Annotated in this window: 18 protein-coding genes; 17 read left to right on the forward strand and 1 reads right to left on the reverse strand. The window is 63.4% G+C overall.

The window, feature by feature from the left end:
* Positions 1-11: 11 nt before the first annotated feature.
* The 17 genes from virB11 to IAE60_RS06835 all read left to right on the forward strand — a co-directional run bounded on the left by virB11 (position 12) and on the right by IAE60_RS06835 (position 15,065).
* Entirely contained in the window at positions 12-1,049 is a 1,038-nt protein-coding gene (gene virB11 / locus IAE60_RS06755; protein ID WP_187574300.1) for a P-type DNA transfer ATPase VirB11, read from the forward strand.
* 159 nt (positions 1,050-1,208) lie between these two features.
* Positions 1,209-1,976: a lytic transglycosylase domain-containing protein gene (locus tag IAE60_RS06760; protein ID WP_338052638.1), complete on the forward strand. Its 768-nt coding sequence runs from the start codon at positions 1,209-1,211 to the stop codon at positions 1,974-1,976.
* An 87-nt stretch (positions 1,977-2,063) separates the two neighbouring features.
* Positions 2,064-2,423: a TrbC/VirB2 family protein gene (locus tag IAE60_RS06765; protein WP_244966676.1), complete on the forward strand. Its 360-nt coding sequence runs from the start codon at positions 2,064-2,066 to the stop codon at positions 2,421-2,423.
* The gene (locus tag IAE60_RS06770; protein ID WP_185895169.1) at positions 2,416-2,730 is read left to right on the forward strand and encodes a VirB3 family type IV secretion system protein; all 315 of its coding nucleotides are present in this window, start codon (positions 2,416-2,418) and stop codon (positions 2,728-2,730) included. The genes IAE60_RS06765 and IAE60_RS06770 overlap by 8 nt, the downstream gene beginning before the upstream one ends.
* A 4-nt stretch (positions 2,731-2,734) precedes the next feature.
* Positions 2,735-5,248: a VirB4 family type IV secretion/conjugal transfer ATPase gene (locus tag IAE60_RS06775; RefSeq protein ID WP_187574303.1), complete on the forward strand. Its 2,514-nt coding sequence runs from the start codon at positions 2,735-2,737 to the stop codon at positions 5,246-5,248.
* 21 nt (positions 5,249-5,269) lie between these two features.
* Complete coding sequence (locus tag IAE60_RS06780; protein ID WP_187574304.1) at positions 5,270-6,046, forward strand: hypothetical protein; 777 nt, start codon at positions 5,270-5,272, stop codon at positions 6,044-6,046.
* Between the two features lie 60 nt (positions 6,047-6,106).
* Positions 6,107-7,186 carry a TrbL/VirB6 family protein gene (locus IAE60_RS06785; protein ID WP_187574305.1) on the forward strand — a complete coding sequence of 360 codons (1,080 nt, stop codon included), beginning with the start codon at positions 6,107-6,109 and terminating at the stop codon, positions 7,184-7,186.
* A gap of 183 nt (positions 7,187-7,369) precedes the next feature.
* Positions 7,370-7,687 (forward strand): DUF4189 domain-containing protein, encoded by a 318-nt coding sequence (locus IAE60_RS19005; protein WP_187574306.1) that lies wholly within the window; start codon positions 7,370-7,372, stop codon positions 7,685-7,687.
* 86 nt (positions 7,688-7,773) lie between these two features.
* Positions 7,774-8,193, forward strand: a complete 420-nt coding sequence (locus tag IAE60_RS06795) for a hypothetical protein (protein ID WP_187574307.1) — start codon at positions 7,774-7,776, stop codon at positions 8,191-8,193.
* 185 nt (positions 8,194-8,378) lie between these two features.
* Positions 8,379-8,696 carry a DUF4189 domain-containing protein gene (locus IAE60_RS19010; RefSeq protein ID WP_187574308.1) on the forward strand — a complete coding sequence of 106 codons (318 nt, stop codon included), beginning with the start codon at positions 8,379-8,381 and terminating at the stop codon, positions 8,694-8,696.
* Between the two features lie 82 nt (positions 8,697-8,778).
* Positions 8,779-9,000 carry a hypothetical protein gene (locus IAE60_RS06805; RefSeq protein WP_187574816.1) on the forward strand — a complete coding sequence of 74 codons (222 nt, stop codon included), beginning with the start codon at positions 8,779-8,781 and terminating at the stop codon, positions 8,998-9,000.
* A gap of 74 nt (positions 9,001-9,074) precedes the next feature.
* The gene (locus IAE60_RS19015; protein WP_425504465.1) at positions 9,075-9,512 is read left to right on the forward strand and encodes a DUF4189 domain-containing protein; all 438 of its coding nucleotides are present in this window, start codon (positions 9,075-9,077) and stop codon (positions 9,510-9,512) included.
* 304 nt (positions 9,513-9,816) lie between these two features.
* On the forward strand, positions 9,817-10,173 hold the full coding sequence (locus IAE60_RS06815; protein ID WP_187574310.1) for a hypothetical protein: 357 nt from the start codon (positions 9,817-9,819) through the stop codon (positions 10,171-10,173).
* 67 nt (positions 10,174-10,240) lie between these two features.
* Positions 10,241-11,110: a hypothetical protein gene (locus tag IAE60_RS06820; protein WP_187574311.1), complete on the forward strand. Its 870-nt coding sequence runs from the start codon at positions 10,241-10,243 to the stop codon at positions 11,108-11,110.
* A 96-nt stretch (positions 11,111-11,206) separates the two neighbouring features.
* On the forward strand, positions 11,207-13,042 hold the full coding sequence (locus IAE60_RS06825) for a peptidoglycan-binding protein (protein WP_187574312.1): 1,836 nt from the start codon (positions 11,207-11,209) through the stop codon (positions 13,040-13,042).
* A gap of 242 nt (positions 13,043-13,284) precedes the next feature.
* On the forward strand, positions 13,285-13,842 hold the full coding sequence (locus IAE60_RS06830) for a hypothetical protein (RefSeq protein ID WP_187574313.1): 558 nt from the start codon (positions 13,285-13,287) through the stop codon (positions 13,840-13,842).
* 2 nt (positions 13,843-13,844) lie between these two features.
* Positions 13,845-15,065: a Tle-like phospholipase domain-containing protein gene (locus IAE60_RS06835; protein ID WP_187574314.1), complete on the forward strand. Its 1,221-nt coding sequence runs from the start codon at positions 13,845-13,847 to the stop codon at positions 15,063-15,065.
* Between the two features lie 250 nt (positions 15,066-15,315).
* Here the strand turns inward: IAE60_RS06835 and crp are convergent, their stop codons facing one another.
* A complete protein-coding gene (gene crp, locus IAE60_RS06840) occupies positions 15,316-16,002 on the reverse strand; it encodes a cAMP-activated global transcriptional regulator CRP (RefSeq protein ID WP_185895178.1) in 687 nt (228 codons plus the stop codon).
* Positions 16,003-16,043 lie beyond the last annotated feature (41 nt).

Consider the following 16,043-nt stretch of genomic DNA (forward strand, 5'->3'; position numbering starts at 1 on the left):
GGCATGCCGGCATGGATACGCAGAACGAACCCCTTGCCCGCGTCTCCAACGAGTTCCTGGACTACCAGTACCGGGTGCTCGGCATCGGTGAGCACATGCATTCCTCGGACGTCACCGAGATCTGCATCAATCGCCCGGGCGAGATCTACCTGGAGACGGCGCGCGAGGGTTGGCTGAAAGCCGACGTGCCCACCTTGACCTTCGAGCGCGCCCGCCAGTTCTGCACCTCCGTCGTCAACGAGAGCAATACCGGCCAGCGCATCACGGACATCGACCCGATGGTGTCGCTGACGTTTCCCACCGGCCAGCGCGCGCAGTTCGTCATCCCGCCGGCCTGCGACGCGGGCAAGGTGTCGATCACCATTCGCCTGCCCGCCAAGTTCAGCAAGACGCTGGAGCAGTACGAGCAGGACGGGTTCTTCGACGAAATCCTGGAGCAGCAGCAGTCGCTCGGCGACCACGACCAGGAGCTGCTCGAACTTCGACGCAGCCGCAACTACGCCGAGTTCTTCCGCAAGGCGGTGCTGTATCACAAGAACATCGTGGTGGCCGGTGCCACGGGCAGCGGCAAGACCACCTTCATGAAGTCCCTGGTCAACCATATCCCCGATCAGGAGCGCCTGGTGACGATCGAGGACGCGCGGGAACTGTTCATCCGCCAGCCGAACGTGGTTCACCTGCTGTACTCCAAGGGCGGACAAAGCGCCAGCAACGTCACCGCGAAGAACTGCATGGAGGCCTGCCTGCGCATGAAGCCGGACCGCATCATCCTGGCCGAGCTGCGTGGCGATGAATCCTTCTACTTCATCCGCAACTGCGCATCGGGCCATCCCGGCTCGATCACCAGTTGCCATGCAGGCAGTACGGCCCAGACCTGGGACCAGCTCGCGCTGATGGTCAAGGCGTCGTCGGAAGGGGCGGGGCTGGAGTTCGAGGTGATCAAGCGTTTGCTGAAGATGACTATCGACATCGTGGTCCACATCAAGGCACACGCGGGCTGCCGCTACATCACCGGGATCGATTTCGATCCTGCCCGCGCACTGGCGTGAAAGGAGATTCCATGCGTTGCGTCTTCCTCAAGAACTCCATGTCCGCATCGACCGCTCGCGTCCGAGGCTTCCATCAAGCGGCTTGTGTGAACGGTCGTGTCGTTGCCGAGATCGGCAACCCTGATGTCTGTGGAAGGAGGTAATCGGATGCTGCCTGGCATGGAGCTGATGGGATGCACGGGGCTGGCGGTTCCACCGGCCGTGATGGAGCACGTCGTGAAGGTCGAATCCTCGTTCAACCCCTACGCGATCGGCGTCGTCGGGGGCCGGTTGGCACGACAGCCGCGGAGCCTGGCTGAGGCGCTCTCGACCGCGCGCATGCTGGAAGAACGCGGCTACAACTTCTCGCTTGGATTGGCGCAGGTCAACCGCTACAACCTGGCGCGCCAGGGCTTGGACAGTTATGAGAAGGCTTTCGATACCTGTCCGAACCTTCGCGCGGGCTCGCGCATCCTTGCCGAATGCTATGGCCGGTCGGGCGGGGACTGGGGCAAGGCGTTCAGCTGCTACTACTCGGGGAACTTCACCACCGGCTACCGGCACGGTTACGTGCAGAAGGTCTTTGCCTCCTGGCAGCGCAAGGCGGGGCAGGAGGCAGTGCCGATTCCGATCATCGACCGTCTTACCGCGGCGCCATCGCGCCGCCTGGTGCCAGCGACTGCCCGCGCCGGTGGAAAACCATCGCTAGTGGAACGTCGCATCGCGGATGCGCGGGACGGTCGCGCCACGCCATCGCCCACCGTCATTCCCGCCGCGAGCGATGTCGCTGTCCCGGCGCCGACCATCGCCAGCCCGCAGGCGCCCGCCGTTGTGCAGGCGCTGGATGCACCGGTCATGGTGCAGCCGTATTACCAGAACACCGCCGTGGTGCCCCAGGTGCCGCCGGCCATGCAGATATCCGGGAGGGATGACGCTTTCGTCTTCTAGCAGCAACCGCCACGGATGGCCCATGGCACGCGAAAGTGCCACCTATCGTCACCATCACTATTGGGGTACACCATGAACCACGAGCACATGATCCACGTAAAGCAGTTCTTCGCCACCCTGGCCATCGCATCCGTCGCCATCGCGGCGCTGGCATTCCCGGAGCTGGCGCTCGCGCAGGATGGCTCTGGAGCCGAGGGTCGCGTCACCACGTTCTTCAACAACATCAACAGCTTGTTGAACGTCGCCTCGATCGCGATCGTCACCATCGCGGTGATCTTCGCCGGCTATCAGATCGCCTTCAACCACAAGCGCGTCGGCGATGTGGCGCCAGTATTGATCGGCGGCTTCCTGATCGGTGCGGCAGCGCAGATCGCCAAGATGCTGTTGCCGGATGACGTGACCTCGACGGCCATGGTCGTCGGTCAGATGCTCATGCAGCATGCATAAGAACGTGCTGTTCAGGGGCTGCACGCGCCCGCCCATGTTCATGGGGGTACCTTACGTACCCTTCGCGATCGGGGCAGGCGGCTGCCTGCTGGCCACGTTCTATTTCAACATGTTCTTCCTGGCCCTGCTGCCGGTGGTCATCTTCATCATGCGGCAGATGGCGCGCCGAGACGAGATGATCTTCCGGCTGCTGGGCCTGCGCTGGCAGTTCCGGACCAAGGTCCGGAACCTGCGTCATCACGAAGGCATGTGGGTGTTCACGCCCAACGCCTACCGCAAGCGTTTCGACGATTCGATTCCGGACTGATCCCATGCTCGCGCCCGACCTGTCCATCGCCGAGTTCATCCCGCTGTCCGCCCACGTGTCGCCGCATGTGGTCAAGACGACGGGCGGCGATTTCCTGCTGACGTGGCGACTGGACGGGTTGCCCTTCGTCGGGCGCGAGGAGTGGGAACTGGAGCATCGCCACAACAGCTTCAACCGGATGCTGCAGACGCTGCGCGCGCCGGACTTCGTCAACGTGGCATTCTGGGTGCACGACCTGCGGCGCCGCGGCCGCATACGGTCCGACGCCCGATTCGGGCAGGCCTTCAACCAGTCGCTGTCCGACGAATATTTCGACGCGCTTTCCGCGCAGAAGATCATGAACAACGAGCTGTACCTCACGATAATCTACCGGCCGGTCGTCATGGGGAAGAAATTCGTCGAGAAGTCCGCCGATGTCTCGCGCCTGCAGGCGGAGCAGGATCAGGCGGTCGCCAAGCTTACGGAGCTGGCTGGCAACGCGGAGGCCGTGCTGAAGGACTACGCGCCGGTGCGCCTCGGCATGTACCAGTCCGACACGGGCGGGGTGTTCTCGGAGACGCTGGAATTCTTCGGTTTCGTCCTGAACCGCATTTCGGAACCCGTGCCGGTCCTTCGCGCGCCGGTTTACGACTATCTGCCGGTAAGCCGGCACATGTTCTCGTCGAAGTCGGGCGATTTCGTCGTGCGTACGCCCGATGGGCAGAACCACTTCGGGGCCATCCTCAACATCAAGGAATACACCGACGGTACCTGGCCGGGGATTCTCAACGGCCTGAAATATCTGGACTTCGAGTACGTCATCACCCATTCGTTCAGTCCCATGGGGCGGCAGGATGCACTGAAGGTCCTGGACCGCACCAAGGGCATGATGATCTCCTCGGGCGACAAGGCGGTCAGCCAGATCGCCGAGTTGGATCATGCGATGGACCAGGTCGCATCCGGAAACTTCGTGCTGGGCGAATACCACTTCATCCTGACGTTGTATGCCGAGGATCAGCAGCGTCTCTCGCAGAACATCGCTGTCGCGCGGGCGGAGCTCTCGAATGCGGGTTTCGTGTCGGCCAAGGAGGACCTGGCCGTCTGTTCGTCCTTCTATTCGCAGCTGCCCGGCAACTGGCGCTACCGGACGCGGCTGGCCAATGTCAGCTCGCTGAACTTCCTGGGACTTTCGCCCCTTCACAACTTCGCCACCGGGAAGCGCGACAACAATCCCTGGGGCGAATGCGTCACGGTGCTGCAGACCACGAACGGCCAGCCGTACTACTTCAACTTCCATGCCACCCATCCGGCCGAGAACTCGCTGGGCGAGAAGGCCATCGCCAACACCATGGTCATCGGCAAGTCCGGTACCGGCAAGACGGCCCTGATCAATTTCCTGCTCAGCCAGGTGCAGAAGTTCGATCCGGTGCCGACCATTTTCTTCTTCGACAAGGACCGCGGCGCCGAGATCTTCGTGCGCGCGTGCGGTGGAAACTATCTGGCGCTGGAAAATGGGCAGCCGACCGGCTTCAACCCGTTCCAGTGCGAGCGCACCGACGCCAACGTCCAGTTCCTGGCAGGCCTGGTGAAGGTGCTCGCCGGCAAGACCCATTACACCGCACGCGAGGACGAGGACGTTTTCCGTGCGGTCGAAGCCATGCTCGACATGCCGCTTCACCTGCGGTCGATGACCAACTTCCAGAAGAGCTTGCCCAACATGGGCGATGACGGGGTTTACGCGCGGCTGCGCAAGTGGACGGCCGGCAATGCGCTGGGATGGGTGTTCGACAACCCGGTGGACACCATAGACCTGGGTCGCGCCAGCATCATCGGTTTCGACTACACCGACGTGATCGAGAACGCCGAGATCCGCGTGCCGGTAATCAATTACCTGCTGCATCGGTTGGAAGAGCTGATCGATGGCAGGCCGCTTATCTACGTGATGGACGAGTTCTGGAAGATCCTCGATGGTGGCGGCGCACTGAAGGATTTCGCCAAGAACAAGCAGAAGACCATCCGCAAGCAGAATGGCCTGGGCATCTTTGCCACGCAGAGCCCGGAAGACGCATTGGCGAGCGATATCTCGGCGGCGTTGATCGAGCAGACCGCGACATTGATCCTGTTGCCTAACCCGAATGCCGCCCGAGAGGACTACATCGACGGCCTCAAGCTTACCGATGCGGAATTCGAGGTGATCAAGAGCCTGGACGAACGCTCGCGCTGCTTCCTGGTCAAGCAGGGCCACGCCTCGACCGTCTGCCAGCTCAACCTGCGCGGGATGGACGATGCGTTGGCGGTCATTTCGGCCAGCACGGACAACATCGAGATCATGCACCGGATCGTCGACGAAGAAGCACAGCGGCTTGGCATCGAGAAGGCCGACCTGTTGCCAGAACAGTGGCTGCCGCGCTTCCAGCAGGAGCGGAAAGGTTCGCGAAGCCGTCGCGAAAGAAAGGAGTCTTCGTCATCTCCCGGTCGTGAAGACCATTCCACCGGTCCGCGGTCCCCGCGGCCCACGTACTCCAGCATCCAGCGCTGACGCAGCTCACAGGACTCCCTCATGAAACCGCTGACATTGCACTCGACCGCCCGCGCTCTTGTCGCCTTCCTGCTCATCACCGGGCTGGGAGTAGCCGCCAGCGCCCATGCGCAATGGCGCGTCATCGACCGGGACGCGAATTCCAAGCTCAGGGATATGAACGGACGCATCGGCACCGCCAGTGCGACCGGCAACGGCGATGGCACGGTGAACGGCAACCTGCGCGAACTCTACCAGCAGCAGGTGTTCGAATCGTTCAACGGCAACAACGAGGACAGCAAGGCGGCGCCGGAACCCGAGGAGAAGCTGCAGCACGCGCAGCCTACGCAGAGCGGCGTCAACATGAACGCCGACAACCGCTGCAAGCAGGCCTCCAGCGGTATCGCTCAGCAGCAGTACCAACTGTGCCGCGAGATCGTCAACACGGAACTGGCGAAGTACAACTACTCGCTGAAGATGTACGAGGTCACCACCCAGCGCCAGCGGTACCTGGACGAACTGAAGCGGCAACGCGCCAACATCCGCAGCCACGAGGTCGGCAAGCTTCAGGACAACACGAACCGCATCCTGCTGCTGATGTCGCAGATGGAGATCGACCGCCAGCAGCAGCAGACCTACATGGATGCCTATGTTGCGCGGATCGGCTACCTGCAGGAGGCCAGCAAGACACTGGCCCAGCAAGCATTGGATGGCAAAGGTGAATCAGGCGGGGGGCTGGGCAGTGCCATCGGCGGGGCGGTGGGCATCGCCACCCTGAAAGCGGCGCTCGAAATCGCACAGTCCAAGCGGCGCAACTGACCTTAGACCCGAACCTGCGCCGCGATGCAGGATGCGTCGCGGTGACACGAAGGAATGAACATGGCGCACCTGCCTTCACTGGACAACGGATTCGCCCTGCTGCTGCGCAGCATGGAGGCGGCGATCGGCGCCGTCGAGCGCTGGGCGTTCTTCCGGCTCGTCTTCGACTGGGTCGACGAGGAGATCAACATCTTCCGCGACAACCTGCTCGGCGCGATGGCGGAGTGGATCGGTGGCATCGCCTTCGTCCTGCTGACGCTCTGGGTACTGCTGCAGGGCTACCGCATCGTCACCGGCCAGTCGCGCCAGTTCATGATGGAGCTGGTGGTCCATTCGCTGAAGTGGGTGCTCATCATCACCGTGGCCACCACGTTCACCCTGGGCAGCAGCGATCTCCACCGGCTACTGACCGACGACATGCCGACCACGATCAACGAAATGGTGACCGGTGAGGAGGAGGGCCCCGAGGACACCATCGACGACAACCTGCAGGCCATGGAGGGCGCGATGGTCGCCATCGATGCGCTCTATACCAGCTTCGATGAGACGCTGCAGTCCGCGAAGACGCGGACGATGTGGTTTACCGGAGTAGGGGTGGCCGGTCCCTCGTTGATGGGAGGGGCGATCCTGCTGATGTACAAGATGGCCATGGCGCTATTTATCGGTCTGGGGCCTTTCTTCATCCTGTGTCTGGGGTTCGAGCAGACCAAGGGCATGTTCCAGAAGTGGGTCTGGTACGGCATCGGCACCATGTTCTCGCTGGCGGTGCTGAGCTTCACGGTGTCAATGATCTCGAAGCTGCTGGGCGCGGTGGCGGTCTCGTACGCCGCCCAGTATCTGACCATGCTCGCAGCCAGCGCTTCGCCCCAGGGCGTCAGCAGCATGGCAATGCAGCAGGGCGGCCTTGGATTGCTGATGACCCTGTTCCTGATCACCGTGCCGCCCATGGCGGCCGCCTTCTTCCAGGGTACGGTCGGGCAGTTCATGGCGTACAACGCGTTCGGGCAGGGGCAGGCAGTACAGCCAAGCAGTTCTGGCTCTGGGTACCAGCCAATCCCAAATCAACCTCCCGCGCCGCCTCCTGGAACAACGGCAGTGGCCCCCCATCTCCCCAACAATGGATATAGGAGTATTGGCTGAATGCGCGAACTCCTAAATCTTGCTCTGGTCGCCTTTCTCGCGCTGGCTTCGGGAGTCGCGTTCGGACAAACAGCATGCCCGCACGGTGTAACTCCTGGAAGTTCGCAATGCTTGCCTAGCGGCGCGGGTGCTGCAAGTGTGCCTCCTCCCCCGCGTGCACGCTGGATTCAGACATGGGGTGCGATGGCTGAGGATGCCAGATCTTCCAAGGTTGGCACGGCAAGTGGCGAGACGTCACGCCGGGCAGCCGAGAGAGCGGCAGTAAAGAAATGTGAATCCATGGGTGGAATTGGTTGCAGACCGGTTTTCGCCTACAGGAATACGTGTGCAGTCATCGCGGAGCCTGTAGATCTTCTGCAGATGATGGTGGGGTACTACCAACATGCCCCGACAGTAGAAGAGGCCACGCGTTTGGTACTTCCGCGTTGCCGGATTGGCAACGATGGTCATGAGTGTCGTGTCGTCTATTCGAACTGCACCTCTCCAATACTGCAGCGATGACGAAAGTTTGGATGGATGGTGTGTCGCGGAGCGGTGAGAAGTTGGTCCGAAGGATCTCCCCACCTCCAAGTAGGAATCCAAGGTGGATGAACGGTCATTTCAAAATTTGGGTCGGGTGCGGCATCGGCACCATGTTCTCGCTGGCGGTGCTGAGCTTCACGGTGTCGATGATCTCGAAGCTGCTGGGCGCGGTGGCGGTCTCGTACGCCGCCCAGTATCTGACCATGCTCGCAGCCAGCGCTTCGCCCCAGGGCGTCAGCAGCATGGCAATGCAGCAGGGCGGCCTAGGACTGCTGATGACCCTGTTCCTGATCACCGTGCCGCCCATAGCCGCCGCATTCTTCCAGGACGCCATCGGACAGTTCATGGCGTACAACGCGTTTGGGCAGGGGCAGGTGATGCAACCCGGGCAAGGTAGGCCAATCTATCCGGTTGCACCAGCGCCAATCGAGAGTGCCGGCGCTAGTTCAAGCACACATCAGGTTCCGCAAAGGACGGTCTCATGAGCAGTAGAGCTGCTGCATTTCGAGCATTACTCTCACTAGGCTTGATGTCCGCCTGGTCGATTCCGGCTGTTGCACAGATGGCCTGTCCCCAGGGCGTAACGCCTGGGAGCTCCCAGTGTCTGCCCTCGGGAGGGACATCAGAAGCCCCTACACCGCGGCCGCGCTGGCGAACGGCGTGGGGTGCGATGGTGGAGGATCGGAGTACCGGATATGTCGGTACGTCAAGTGGACACTTCTCTCGTGCGGCTGCGATTCGTGAGGCGAAGCGAAAATGCGTTGCGATGGGAGGGGGCAACTGCAAACCGGTTTTTGATTACAAAAACAACTGCGCGGTGATGGCGGAAACGGAGCCGGACAGTCAGGGCCGCACAACTGCTTACTATCAAGATGGTCGAGACGTGGACGAAGCGTCGAAGCTTGCGCAGGCAGCATGTATGCGAGCAGGAGGTGAGCCGTGCAAGGTCGTTTACTCTGGGTGCTCTTATCCAGTTCTTGTTAACTGAGAGTCTACGGAGGTCACCGGAGTAATGAGTCTCAATGGTTGTTCAGCAGCATGGTCATGCGGCAGACGGCTTAGGCTTGTCGATGACCCTGTTCCTGATCACCGCACCGCCGATGGCGGCCGCCTCGTTCCAGGGCACCGTCGGACAGTTCATGGCGTACAACGCGTTTGGGCAGGGGCAGGCGATGCAGCCGACGCGGCCGGGTGGTGGATACCACCCGGCTCCGGCACCCGCAGAACCTCCTGCAAGCAACGCCGCGCCTATCAATGATCCCACGCAAAGTCGCAGGCCTTCCCTTGTGTGAGAGGTTCAACGATGAAGATCCCCGCATTCCTTGGTTTAGTCTCTATCGCATCGCCATTGACCGCGCTCGCGCAGATGGCTTGCCCCCAGGGAGTTACGCCGGGCAGTCAACAGTGTCTGCCAAGTAAATCTGGTGCGGTAAACGTAGCGCCAGCCCCTCGTCAACCTCGCTGGAAACTCACATGGGGCGCTTTTGCGCTGGATAATGAGGCGGCCGTTATTGGGACATCCACGGGCGAGTTCAGTAAACGTTCTGCTGTTCGCACAGCTATGGACAAATGCGCTGCATCTGGCGGAAGAGAGTGCATCATAACGCTCACGTACAAGAATCAGTGTGCCGTGATCGCTGATCATATAGATAGAGATAAGCAGCCTAGATTCGGATCCCATGCCGGAGGTCCGACTATAGAGGATGCATCTAGGACGGCCCTCGATAGTTGCTATGAGAAGAATGGGCGGAGCCGGTGCGAGATCATCTACTCAAACTGCACTCGTCCCGTACTCGTCAACTGAGGCTGGCCCGGAACTTTGAATAATGATGTTGGATGAAGCGAGAGCGCATTTCTGGTGGCTCATGCAGGAGGCCCCTGTTCTTGGTCGCCGTGCCGCCGATGGCGGCCGCGTTCTTCCAGGGTGCCGTCGGACAGCTCATGGCGTACAACGCATTTGAGCAGGGACGAGCGATGATGAGAGTCGTGCAATCCAAACCTCTTACTCGTGGACTGCAACATTCGCCACATCAGGCGTGTGGTGACATATCGCGGCGTGCAGGTAGCCTGCGATCGTCGATTCCCATGTACTACGAAGGAGTGTAGCCATGAAACGAAGCGTCAGGTTCGCCATCCCACTGAGCCTGCTGGTGCTGTTCGACCTCAGTGCCCAGTCCAGCGGCTATTACCAGCGCTTGTTCTACCGGATGGATGATCCGTTCGTGTTCTGCACGCAGGGGCAGGACATCAGACGGAATCCCGCGCCGTGCTGGAAGCCGATACCGCCCTTCACCGGCGCGTACACGCTGATGCCGTACTGCGATCCGCCGAATCCCTATGGAAAACCATGGACCAAGGACGACACGCTGTCCTTGGCGCAATACAAGACGGTCTGCCCGAAAGCCATTTCCTCCGGGCGTTGGGAAGGCTCCGGACGCCCGGAATACACGCCAATCCGCCATTGACGCATCACCTCCGCCGTGCGCTGGCGGAATCCGTACCCGAGGAATCGTTCACATGAGGTTGCCGCACATGAAACAGCTTTCCTGCCTGCTCCTGGTCGCCATCGCGATAGCCGCCGGCGGTTGCGATGCGCAGGCACCACAAAGCGCGGACGCAGTGACCGGGACACCGCCCCCCCAAACGAAGGAAAAGGATATGTCGGAGCTGAAGCCGCCTTCCGCGGACAGCGTGTTGTATTTCATCTATCAGCGCGACGGCGATGGCGCGGTCAGTTACAAAGTCGATGGCGGTGCCACCGTCAGCTACTGGTACGGCCACGCGTTCGAGTTGAACGGAAAGCACTACTTCACCGGTTTCGCTAGCAGAAGCGTGGGCGAGGGTCCAGAAGGCGACAACGGGATGATGGATCCCGAGCATGTCGCGATCTCCCAGGCGACGTTCACGCGCGTCGAGAAGGATGGCAAGGTGGAGTGGTCGAAGCCGGATACCGATGGCTACGTCGGTGAGTTCGGACGGTTGGGGCGCGCGGACGAGATCGATACGTCGCGCAAGGCGAAGGGATACGCCACTGCCGATGGTCGCTACGTGCTGGCTGTTCCCACACGAGATTTCATGAATGGCGAGGAGGTGCAGTCGTTCGCCATGTTCCTCTTCGATCCCGATGGCAAGGACGCGTTGTCGTTCCGCCAGTGGGGCTACGTTGGCAGTGTGCGCGTTGGCGGGGACAATCAGGCGGCCTGCAGTGACGGTCATGTGATGCCCTGCACCGCCAGCACCGGCGACCTGGCCTTCGAGCCGGCGTCGGATGGCGGACTGCCGGCGTTGAAAGTCACCCCCACGGGGAACACGAATGCAGGCCCCGGCAAGGTACGTGCGCTCGGGCCCGCGGATGCGGTAACCTACCGCTTCGACGCGAATGCAGAGCGTTATACGCCCTGAACCTTTCGAGTTGACCGCCCTTTACAAGGCTCACGGATCGAGCCCGGTTGACGTCCTGCGACCCAAGGTCGCGAACATCAGCAAGAGGAGCCAGTGATGGCCAGTGACTACACCCGTGAACAGATCCTCGATATCGTCGAACGCCAAGCACAGGCGAGCGGCATTCCCCGCGAGGACTTCCTCCGGTTCGCCTACATCGAGACGGGCGGCCGCTTCAATCCCGATGCGAGCAACCCCAGTGGTGCGAAGGGGTTGTTCCAGTTCATGCCGCGCACGGCGGAGGATTACGGCATCGGGGGACAAGAATTCGATCCCGTGCAGAGTACGCGTGCGGCTGCAGCGCTGTACCAGGACAATCTTGCGGACATAAGCCGCAGGCAGCAGCGTAGCGGTCACGATTTTCTGTCAGGAAACGAGACGCCAAGCGGGCTCGATCTTTATCTTGCTCACCAGCAGGGGGCTGCTGGTTATGAGTCCGTGCAAAGCGCCATCGCGACGGGAGAGTTCTCGCTCGCGAGTACCCGGCGGAACATATTGGGGAACATCAGCGCCAGTGATGTCGAGAGGCTGACAGGGCGCAAGCCTGAAGAACTTCGCGGACTCGATGACCGCGAACTGGCGACCACCTTCTCGCAGTACTGGAACACCAAGTACGCCGCCATCAGCATTCCCGATCGCGGCATCCACGCCAGCCAGCCCGATGCGGCCGTGCGCGAGCGCACGTCGCCGCTGGCCGATGGTGTGCTGCAGGTCGGCGAGCGGGGCGAAGAGGTGCGCGCCTTGCAGACGTCGCTGAACCAGCTGGGATTTCGCGATGGCCAAGGCGCAGAGCTGGAGACGCGCTCGGGCATCTACGGCGGCAGGACGCAGGAGGCCATCCGCGCTTTCCAGAGGGCGAATCAGCTGGAAGCCACCGGCAATGCCGACGCGCGCACGCGCGAGGCCATCGCGCAGCAGCTCGCGTTGCCGGAACAGGAGCGCAACCGCGCCCAACCTGTGGAAGCGCAGCCGCGAGAAGGCGAACTGGCGTGGCCGACACCGGGCAATCGCGAGATTAACCAGGCCGACAAGCCACGCGAGGGCCGGGGTGAGTTCGGTACGCCACGCAGCGGTGGGCGGCGCCATGGCGGAATCGACATTGAGGGTGACGTCGGTGATCCGGTGGTGGCCGTCGCGGGCGGTACCGTGGTGGTGCGTCCGAACAACGAGGCGGCCGGCAATACCGTGCATGTGCGGCACGACGATGGCTCGCTCACCAAGTACTTCCACCTGGACGGGTTCAGCGTGCGCAATGGGCAGCGCGTGGAGGCCGGGCAGCAGATCGGCACCATGGGGCGTACCGGCAATACGCCGGCCCAGGGCGATACCCATCTGCATTTCGAGTTATGGCGCGATGGCCGCCAGATCGATCCGTTGCCGCTGTTGCGCGGCGCCGAGCGCGATGCTGCCGTGCCCTCACGCCCGCCCGCGGCCGAGGTGCTGCGCGACGGCGCATCGGGTGCCGCAGTGCGCGAACTGCAGCAGCAGCTCAATCAGCTGGGCTACCACGGCGCTGATGGCAGGCCGCTGGAGACGACCTCGGGAAAGTTCGGGCCGCAGACCGAACATGCCCTGCGCGCATTCCAGGCGGATCGCGGGCTGAAGGTGGATGGCGAGTACGGCGATCGCTCCCGCGCGGCATTGGCCGCGTCCACGCGCGAGGCCGCACGCGATCCCGCCGCGGCCAGCGCCCTGCCGCAGGCCCGCAGCGAGGACGCGCAGCGTTCGTTCGTGGATCGCATGTTCGCTGCGATGCATGGCGGCGATGACCGCGCCATGCGCCAGGCGTTGGACGATTACCTCAAGACGCCGGCAGGTGAATCGTGGCGGAAGGAATCGCCAACGGTCGAACCCTCCGTCACGGACCGCGACCCGACGGGTCCGGCCCGTTGAGTCGCGCGGGGCGTCGGCCAGCGTGCCTCTGCGCCCGCGTTCAACGCGATCGTCAACCGTCAGGGTGTGCGGGTCGCGGTTCTTGTGCCGTGCTGCAGCGCACCCGGAATTCCGAGGACGGCGTCAGTCGTCGATGCGAGTCGAGGAGAATGAAGATGGATCATCTACCGGATGGGCGAAGTAAGGCGTTGACGACGGCCTTCCTTCTCCTTCTTGTTTCCCCCACAGCCTGCAGCGGTGCCATGGACAGTCAGAACAGCCCCCCGACATTCACCGAAAATCCCGCTCCGCGCCAGACCTATCGTCTGACGCTGCGCATCGAGGGAGCCCCCGGTCCCCTGGAGATCGTCTCCAGCGCGGCGCAGTACGACGTCGTCAATCCCGAATGCCTGCCGCCACCGAAGGGCAATCCGGGAGGTCATACCTCGGCCGTGCCGACCCACGACATCCCGCTGCGCCTGCAGCGCGTCTCCGACAACGAGTACGCCGGTGTCGTCCATGTCGACGGCATGGTCGATGCCGACTACCACGGGCGCGGTGTGTGCCGCTGGAAGCTGATCCAGGCCCAGGTGCAGCTTCAGGCGCCGGGTGCCCAGGGCGGCACGCGCTTCGTGGCCAAGCTCAACGGCGACGAGGTGTCGCAAGGTACCGCCAAGGCGATCCACTACTGGAAGGCGCGCTATCCGAGTGAGCCGGGTGCGGACAGCTATCGCGATTACGGGCAGCCGGATCTGCAGAAAGTGCCAGCCGACCAGCGCGAAGAATTCTTCGACATCGTGCTGACCGCCGGGGAGGCCTGACCATGGGACTCACCCCGCAACAGTATGCCTACCTTGCGGATCACAGCTACGACCGTGGCGGGCAGATGCAGGACCTGCTCAACAAGGATGTCGTCATCGGCGGCGAGCGCTACCGCGTGATCGACCATGTGGACAATCCGCGCACCGGTTACCAGGGCACCGTCTATCAGCATGAGGCCAGTGGCGCGGTGGTCGCCGCCCATCGCGGCACCGAGTTCGGGCGGGAGGCGTTCCGTGACGGCGTGGTCGCCGACGGTGGCATGGTGTTCGCGCGCACCAACAGCCAGGCGGCGGATGCGGTGGAGCTGACCCGTCGCGCGGTCGAGTACGCGGAACGGCAGGGACGCGAGCCGGGCAGAACGGTGCCCGAAGTGACCGTGACCGGACACTCCCTCGGCGGCACGCTCGCACAGGTGTCGGCCCACCACTTCGACCTGCGGGGCCAGACGTTCAACGCCTATGGCGCAGCCAGTCTGGACCGGCGCATTCCGGAAGGCGGCGACCGCGTGACCAACCACGTGATGGCGGTCGACGCGGTCAGCTCCGCAAGTCCGCATTACGGGCAAGTGCGCATCTACGCCACCGCGCAGGAGATCGAGACCCTCCACCGCACCGGTTATCACGACAACATGCTGCGGGACCTGCTGCAGCGCGACATGCCGCTGACGGCGTCGGTGATGTCCGCCGACTCGCACAGCATGCACAACTTCCTGCCGGTGGATGGCGAAGGGCGAGCCGATCGCTCCGCACTGTCCGATCCGCAGGCGCGGGGGCTCGCGGAAGATCACCGCGGCATCATCGCGGACTATCGGGACGATGTGGGCGACCTGCGCCGCAGCGTCACGGTCGCGGCGCGCGGCCCCTTGGGTCTGGTGCTCGACGGCATCGATCGCGTTCGGGGGCCGCTGGCCCCCGGCGAGCCGGCAGCGCAAGAGGTGCGCCGTCCGACCGGCAGCCCGCAGGCGACGCCCGGCCCTTCGGTCACGTCGACGGCTCCGGCGGTGTGGCAGCCGAGCCCGGAGATCGAACGTCTGCTGGCGGCAGCACGCGAGGGCAGCCCGGCAGCGCTGCAGACGGCGCAACAGGGGTTGCAGGCATCCGCTCTCGGTCAGGCATGGCATGCCCGCGTCGACGCGCACCAGCAGGCGCTGGACGCGCAGCAACGCGTCGCGGCTCCGGCCGCGGAGCCACGGACGCAGGCGCCGCTGGATATCGCGCGCTGAAGAATTCCGGCGGCGAGAGAGGTAGCAGAACGGGCGCACTCGGTCGCCGCCGCGCGTGCCTGTCCGGGCGTCTCGTGCCGGACGGCTGCGGCATGTGCGGAGGCGGCCTGTCAGCGCGGCTCAAGCGCGCGGGAGGCGCATATGGGCGAGCAAGGTCTGCTTCGGGCGGATGGCCGTGTGGAAGGGCGCGCAGACAGTTGCGGTGGTCAGTGGGCAGGCGACCGTTCGGTGCCTGCCTGGAGAGTTGCAGTCAGCGCGTGCCGTACAGGACGACGGTCTTGCCGCGCGCGTGCAGGGCGCCGTCGGCCTGCAGCTTCTTCAATACGCGACCGGCCATCTCGCGCGAACAGCCGACCAGCCGGGCGAGTTCCTGGCGGGACACGCGCAGCTGGGTGCCCTGCGGGTGGCTCATGGCCTCCGGTTCGCGGGCCAGGTCGTGCAGGGTGCGCACGATGCGGTCCGTAACATCCAGGAACGCCAGGCGGCTGGCCTTGCGGCTGGTGTCCAGCAGGCGGCGCGACAGCTGGGCGCCGATGGCGTACAGGATCTTGGGGGCGTCCGCGGACAGCGTGCCCAGGAACAGCTGGTGCAGACGCTCGTAGCTGATCTCGGCCAGCTCGCACTGGGTGCGGGTGCGCAGGATCACTTCGCGGCGGTCGGATTCGATGAACAGGCCCATTTCGCCGACGAACTCGCCGGCGCCGAAATAGCCCAGCACCAGCTCACGGTCGTCATCTTCCTCGGTGATGATGCTGACCGAGCCGCTGACCACGTAATACAAGGTGCCGGCCGGGTCGCCCGGGCGGAAGACATCGGCACGGGCTGGGTAGCGGCGACGATGGCTGTGGGCCAGGAAGCGCTCAAGCGTGGCTGTGTCCGGCGTCAGGGGACTGGCGGCGGGGCGAGCGGGGGCTGAAAGGGGGATGCCTAGGCTCATGGTGGTCGCAGCTCGTAATTCAGGAAGCTTAGTCCGAATAC

Origin of the sequence: Pseudoxanthomonas mexicana, from assembly GCF_014397415.1 — a bacterium.
Lineage (GTDB): Bacteria > Pseudomonadota > Gammaproteobacteria > Xanthomonadales > Xanthomonadaceae > Pseudoxanthomonas_A > Pseudoxanthomonas_A mexicana.

What these genes read in the sequence shown, in the direction of transcription:
- IAE60_RS06770 (WP_185895169.1), top strand. Translation starts at nt 2,416, where the DNA reads ATGCATAAGAACGTGCTGTTCAGGGGCTGCACGCGCCCGCCCATGTTC.
- IAE60_RS06775 (WP_187574303.1), top strand. Translation starts at nt 2,735, where the DNA reads ATGCTCGCGCCCGACCTGTCCATCGCCGAGTTCATCCCGCTGTCCGCC.
- virB11 (WP_187574300.1), top strand. Translation starts at nt 12, where the DNA reads ATGGATACGCAGAACGAACCCCTTGCCCGCGTCTCCAACGAGTTCCTG.
- IAE60_RS06820 (WP_187574311.1), top strand. Translation starts at nt 10,241, where the DNA reads ATGAAACAGCTTTCCTGCCTGCTCCTGGTCGCCATCGCGATAGCCGCC.
- IAE60_RS06780 (WP_187574304.1), top strand. Translation starts at nt 5,270, where the DNA reads ATGAAACCGCTGACATTGCACTCGACCGCCCGCGCTCTTGTCGCCTTC.
- IAE60_RS19005 (WP_187574306.1), top strand. Translation starts at nt 7,370, where the DNA reads ATGGCTGAGGATGCCAGATCTTCCAAGGTTGGCACGGCAAGTGGCGAG.
- crp (WP_185895178.1), bottom strand. Translation starts at nt 16,002, where the DNA reads ATGAGCCTAGGCATCCCCCTTTCAGCCCCCGCTCGCCCCGCCGCCAGT.
- IAE60_RS06825 (WP_187574312.1), top strand. Translation starts at nt 11,207, where the DNA reads ATGGCCAGTGACTACACCCGTGAACAGATCCTCGATATCGTCGAACGC.
- IAE60_RS06785 (WP_187574305.1), top strand. Translation starts at nt 6,107, where the DNA reads ATGGCGCACCTGCCTTCACTGGACAACGGATTCGCCCTGCTGCTGCGC.
- IAE60_RS19010 (WP_187574308.1), top strand. Translation starts at nt 8,379, where the DNA reads ATGGTGGAGGATCGGAGTACCGGATATGTCGGTACGTCAAGTGGACAC.
- IAE60_RS06765 (WP_244966676.1), top strand. Translation starts at nt 2,064, where the DNA reads ATGATCCACGTAAAGCAGTTCTTCGCCACCCTGGCCATCGCATCCGTC.
- IAE60_RS06815 (WP_187574310.1), top strand. Translation starts at nt 9,817, where the DNA reads ATGAAACGAAGCGTCAGGTTCGCCATCCCACTGAGCCTGCTGGTGCTG.
- IAE60_RS06835 (WP_187574314.1), top strand. Translation starts at nt 13,845, where the DNA reads ATGGGACTCACCCCGCAACAGTATGCCTACCTTGCGGATCACAGCTAC.
- IAE60_RS06805 (WP_187574816.1), top strand. Translation starts at nt 8,779, where the DNA reads ATGACCCTGTTCCTGATCACCGCACCGCCGATGGCGGCCGCCTCGTTC.
- IAE60_RS06795 (WP_187574307.1), top strand. Translation starts at nt 7,774, where the DNA reads ATGAACGGTCATTTCAAAATTTGGGTCGGGTGCGGCATCGGCACCATG.
- IAE60_RS06830 (WP_187574313.1), top strand. Translation starts at nt 13,285, where the DNA reads ATGGACAGTCAGAACAGCCCCCCGACATTCACCGAAAATCCCGCTCCG.
- IAE60_RS06760 (WP_338052638.1), top strand. Translation starts at nt 1,209, where the DNA reads ATGGAGCTGATGGGATGCACGGGGCTGGCGGTTCCACCGGCCGTGATG.
- IAE60_RS19015 (WP_425504465.1), top strand. Translation starts at nt 9,075, where the DNA reads ATGGCTTGCCCCCAGGGAGTTACGCCGGGCAGTCAACAGTGTCTGCCA.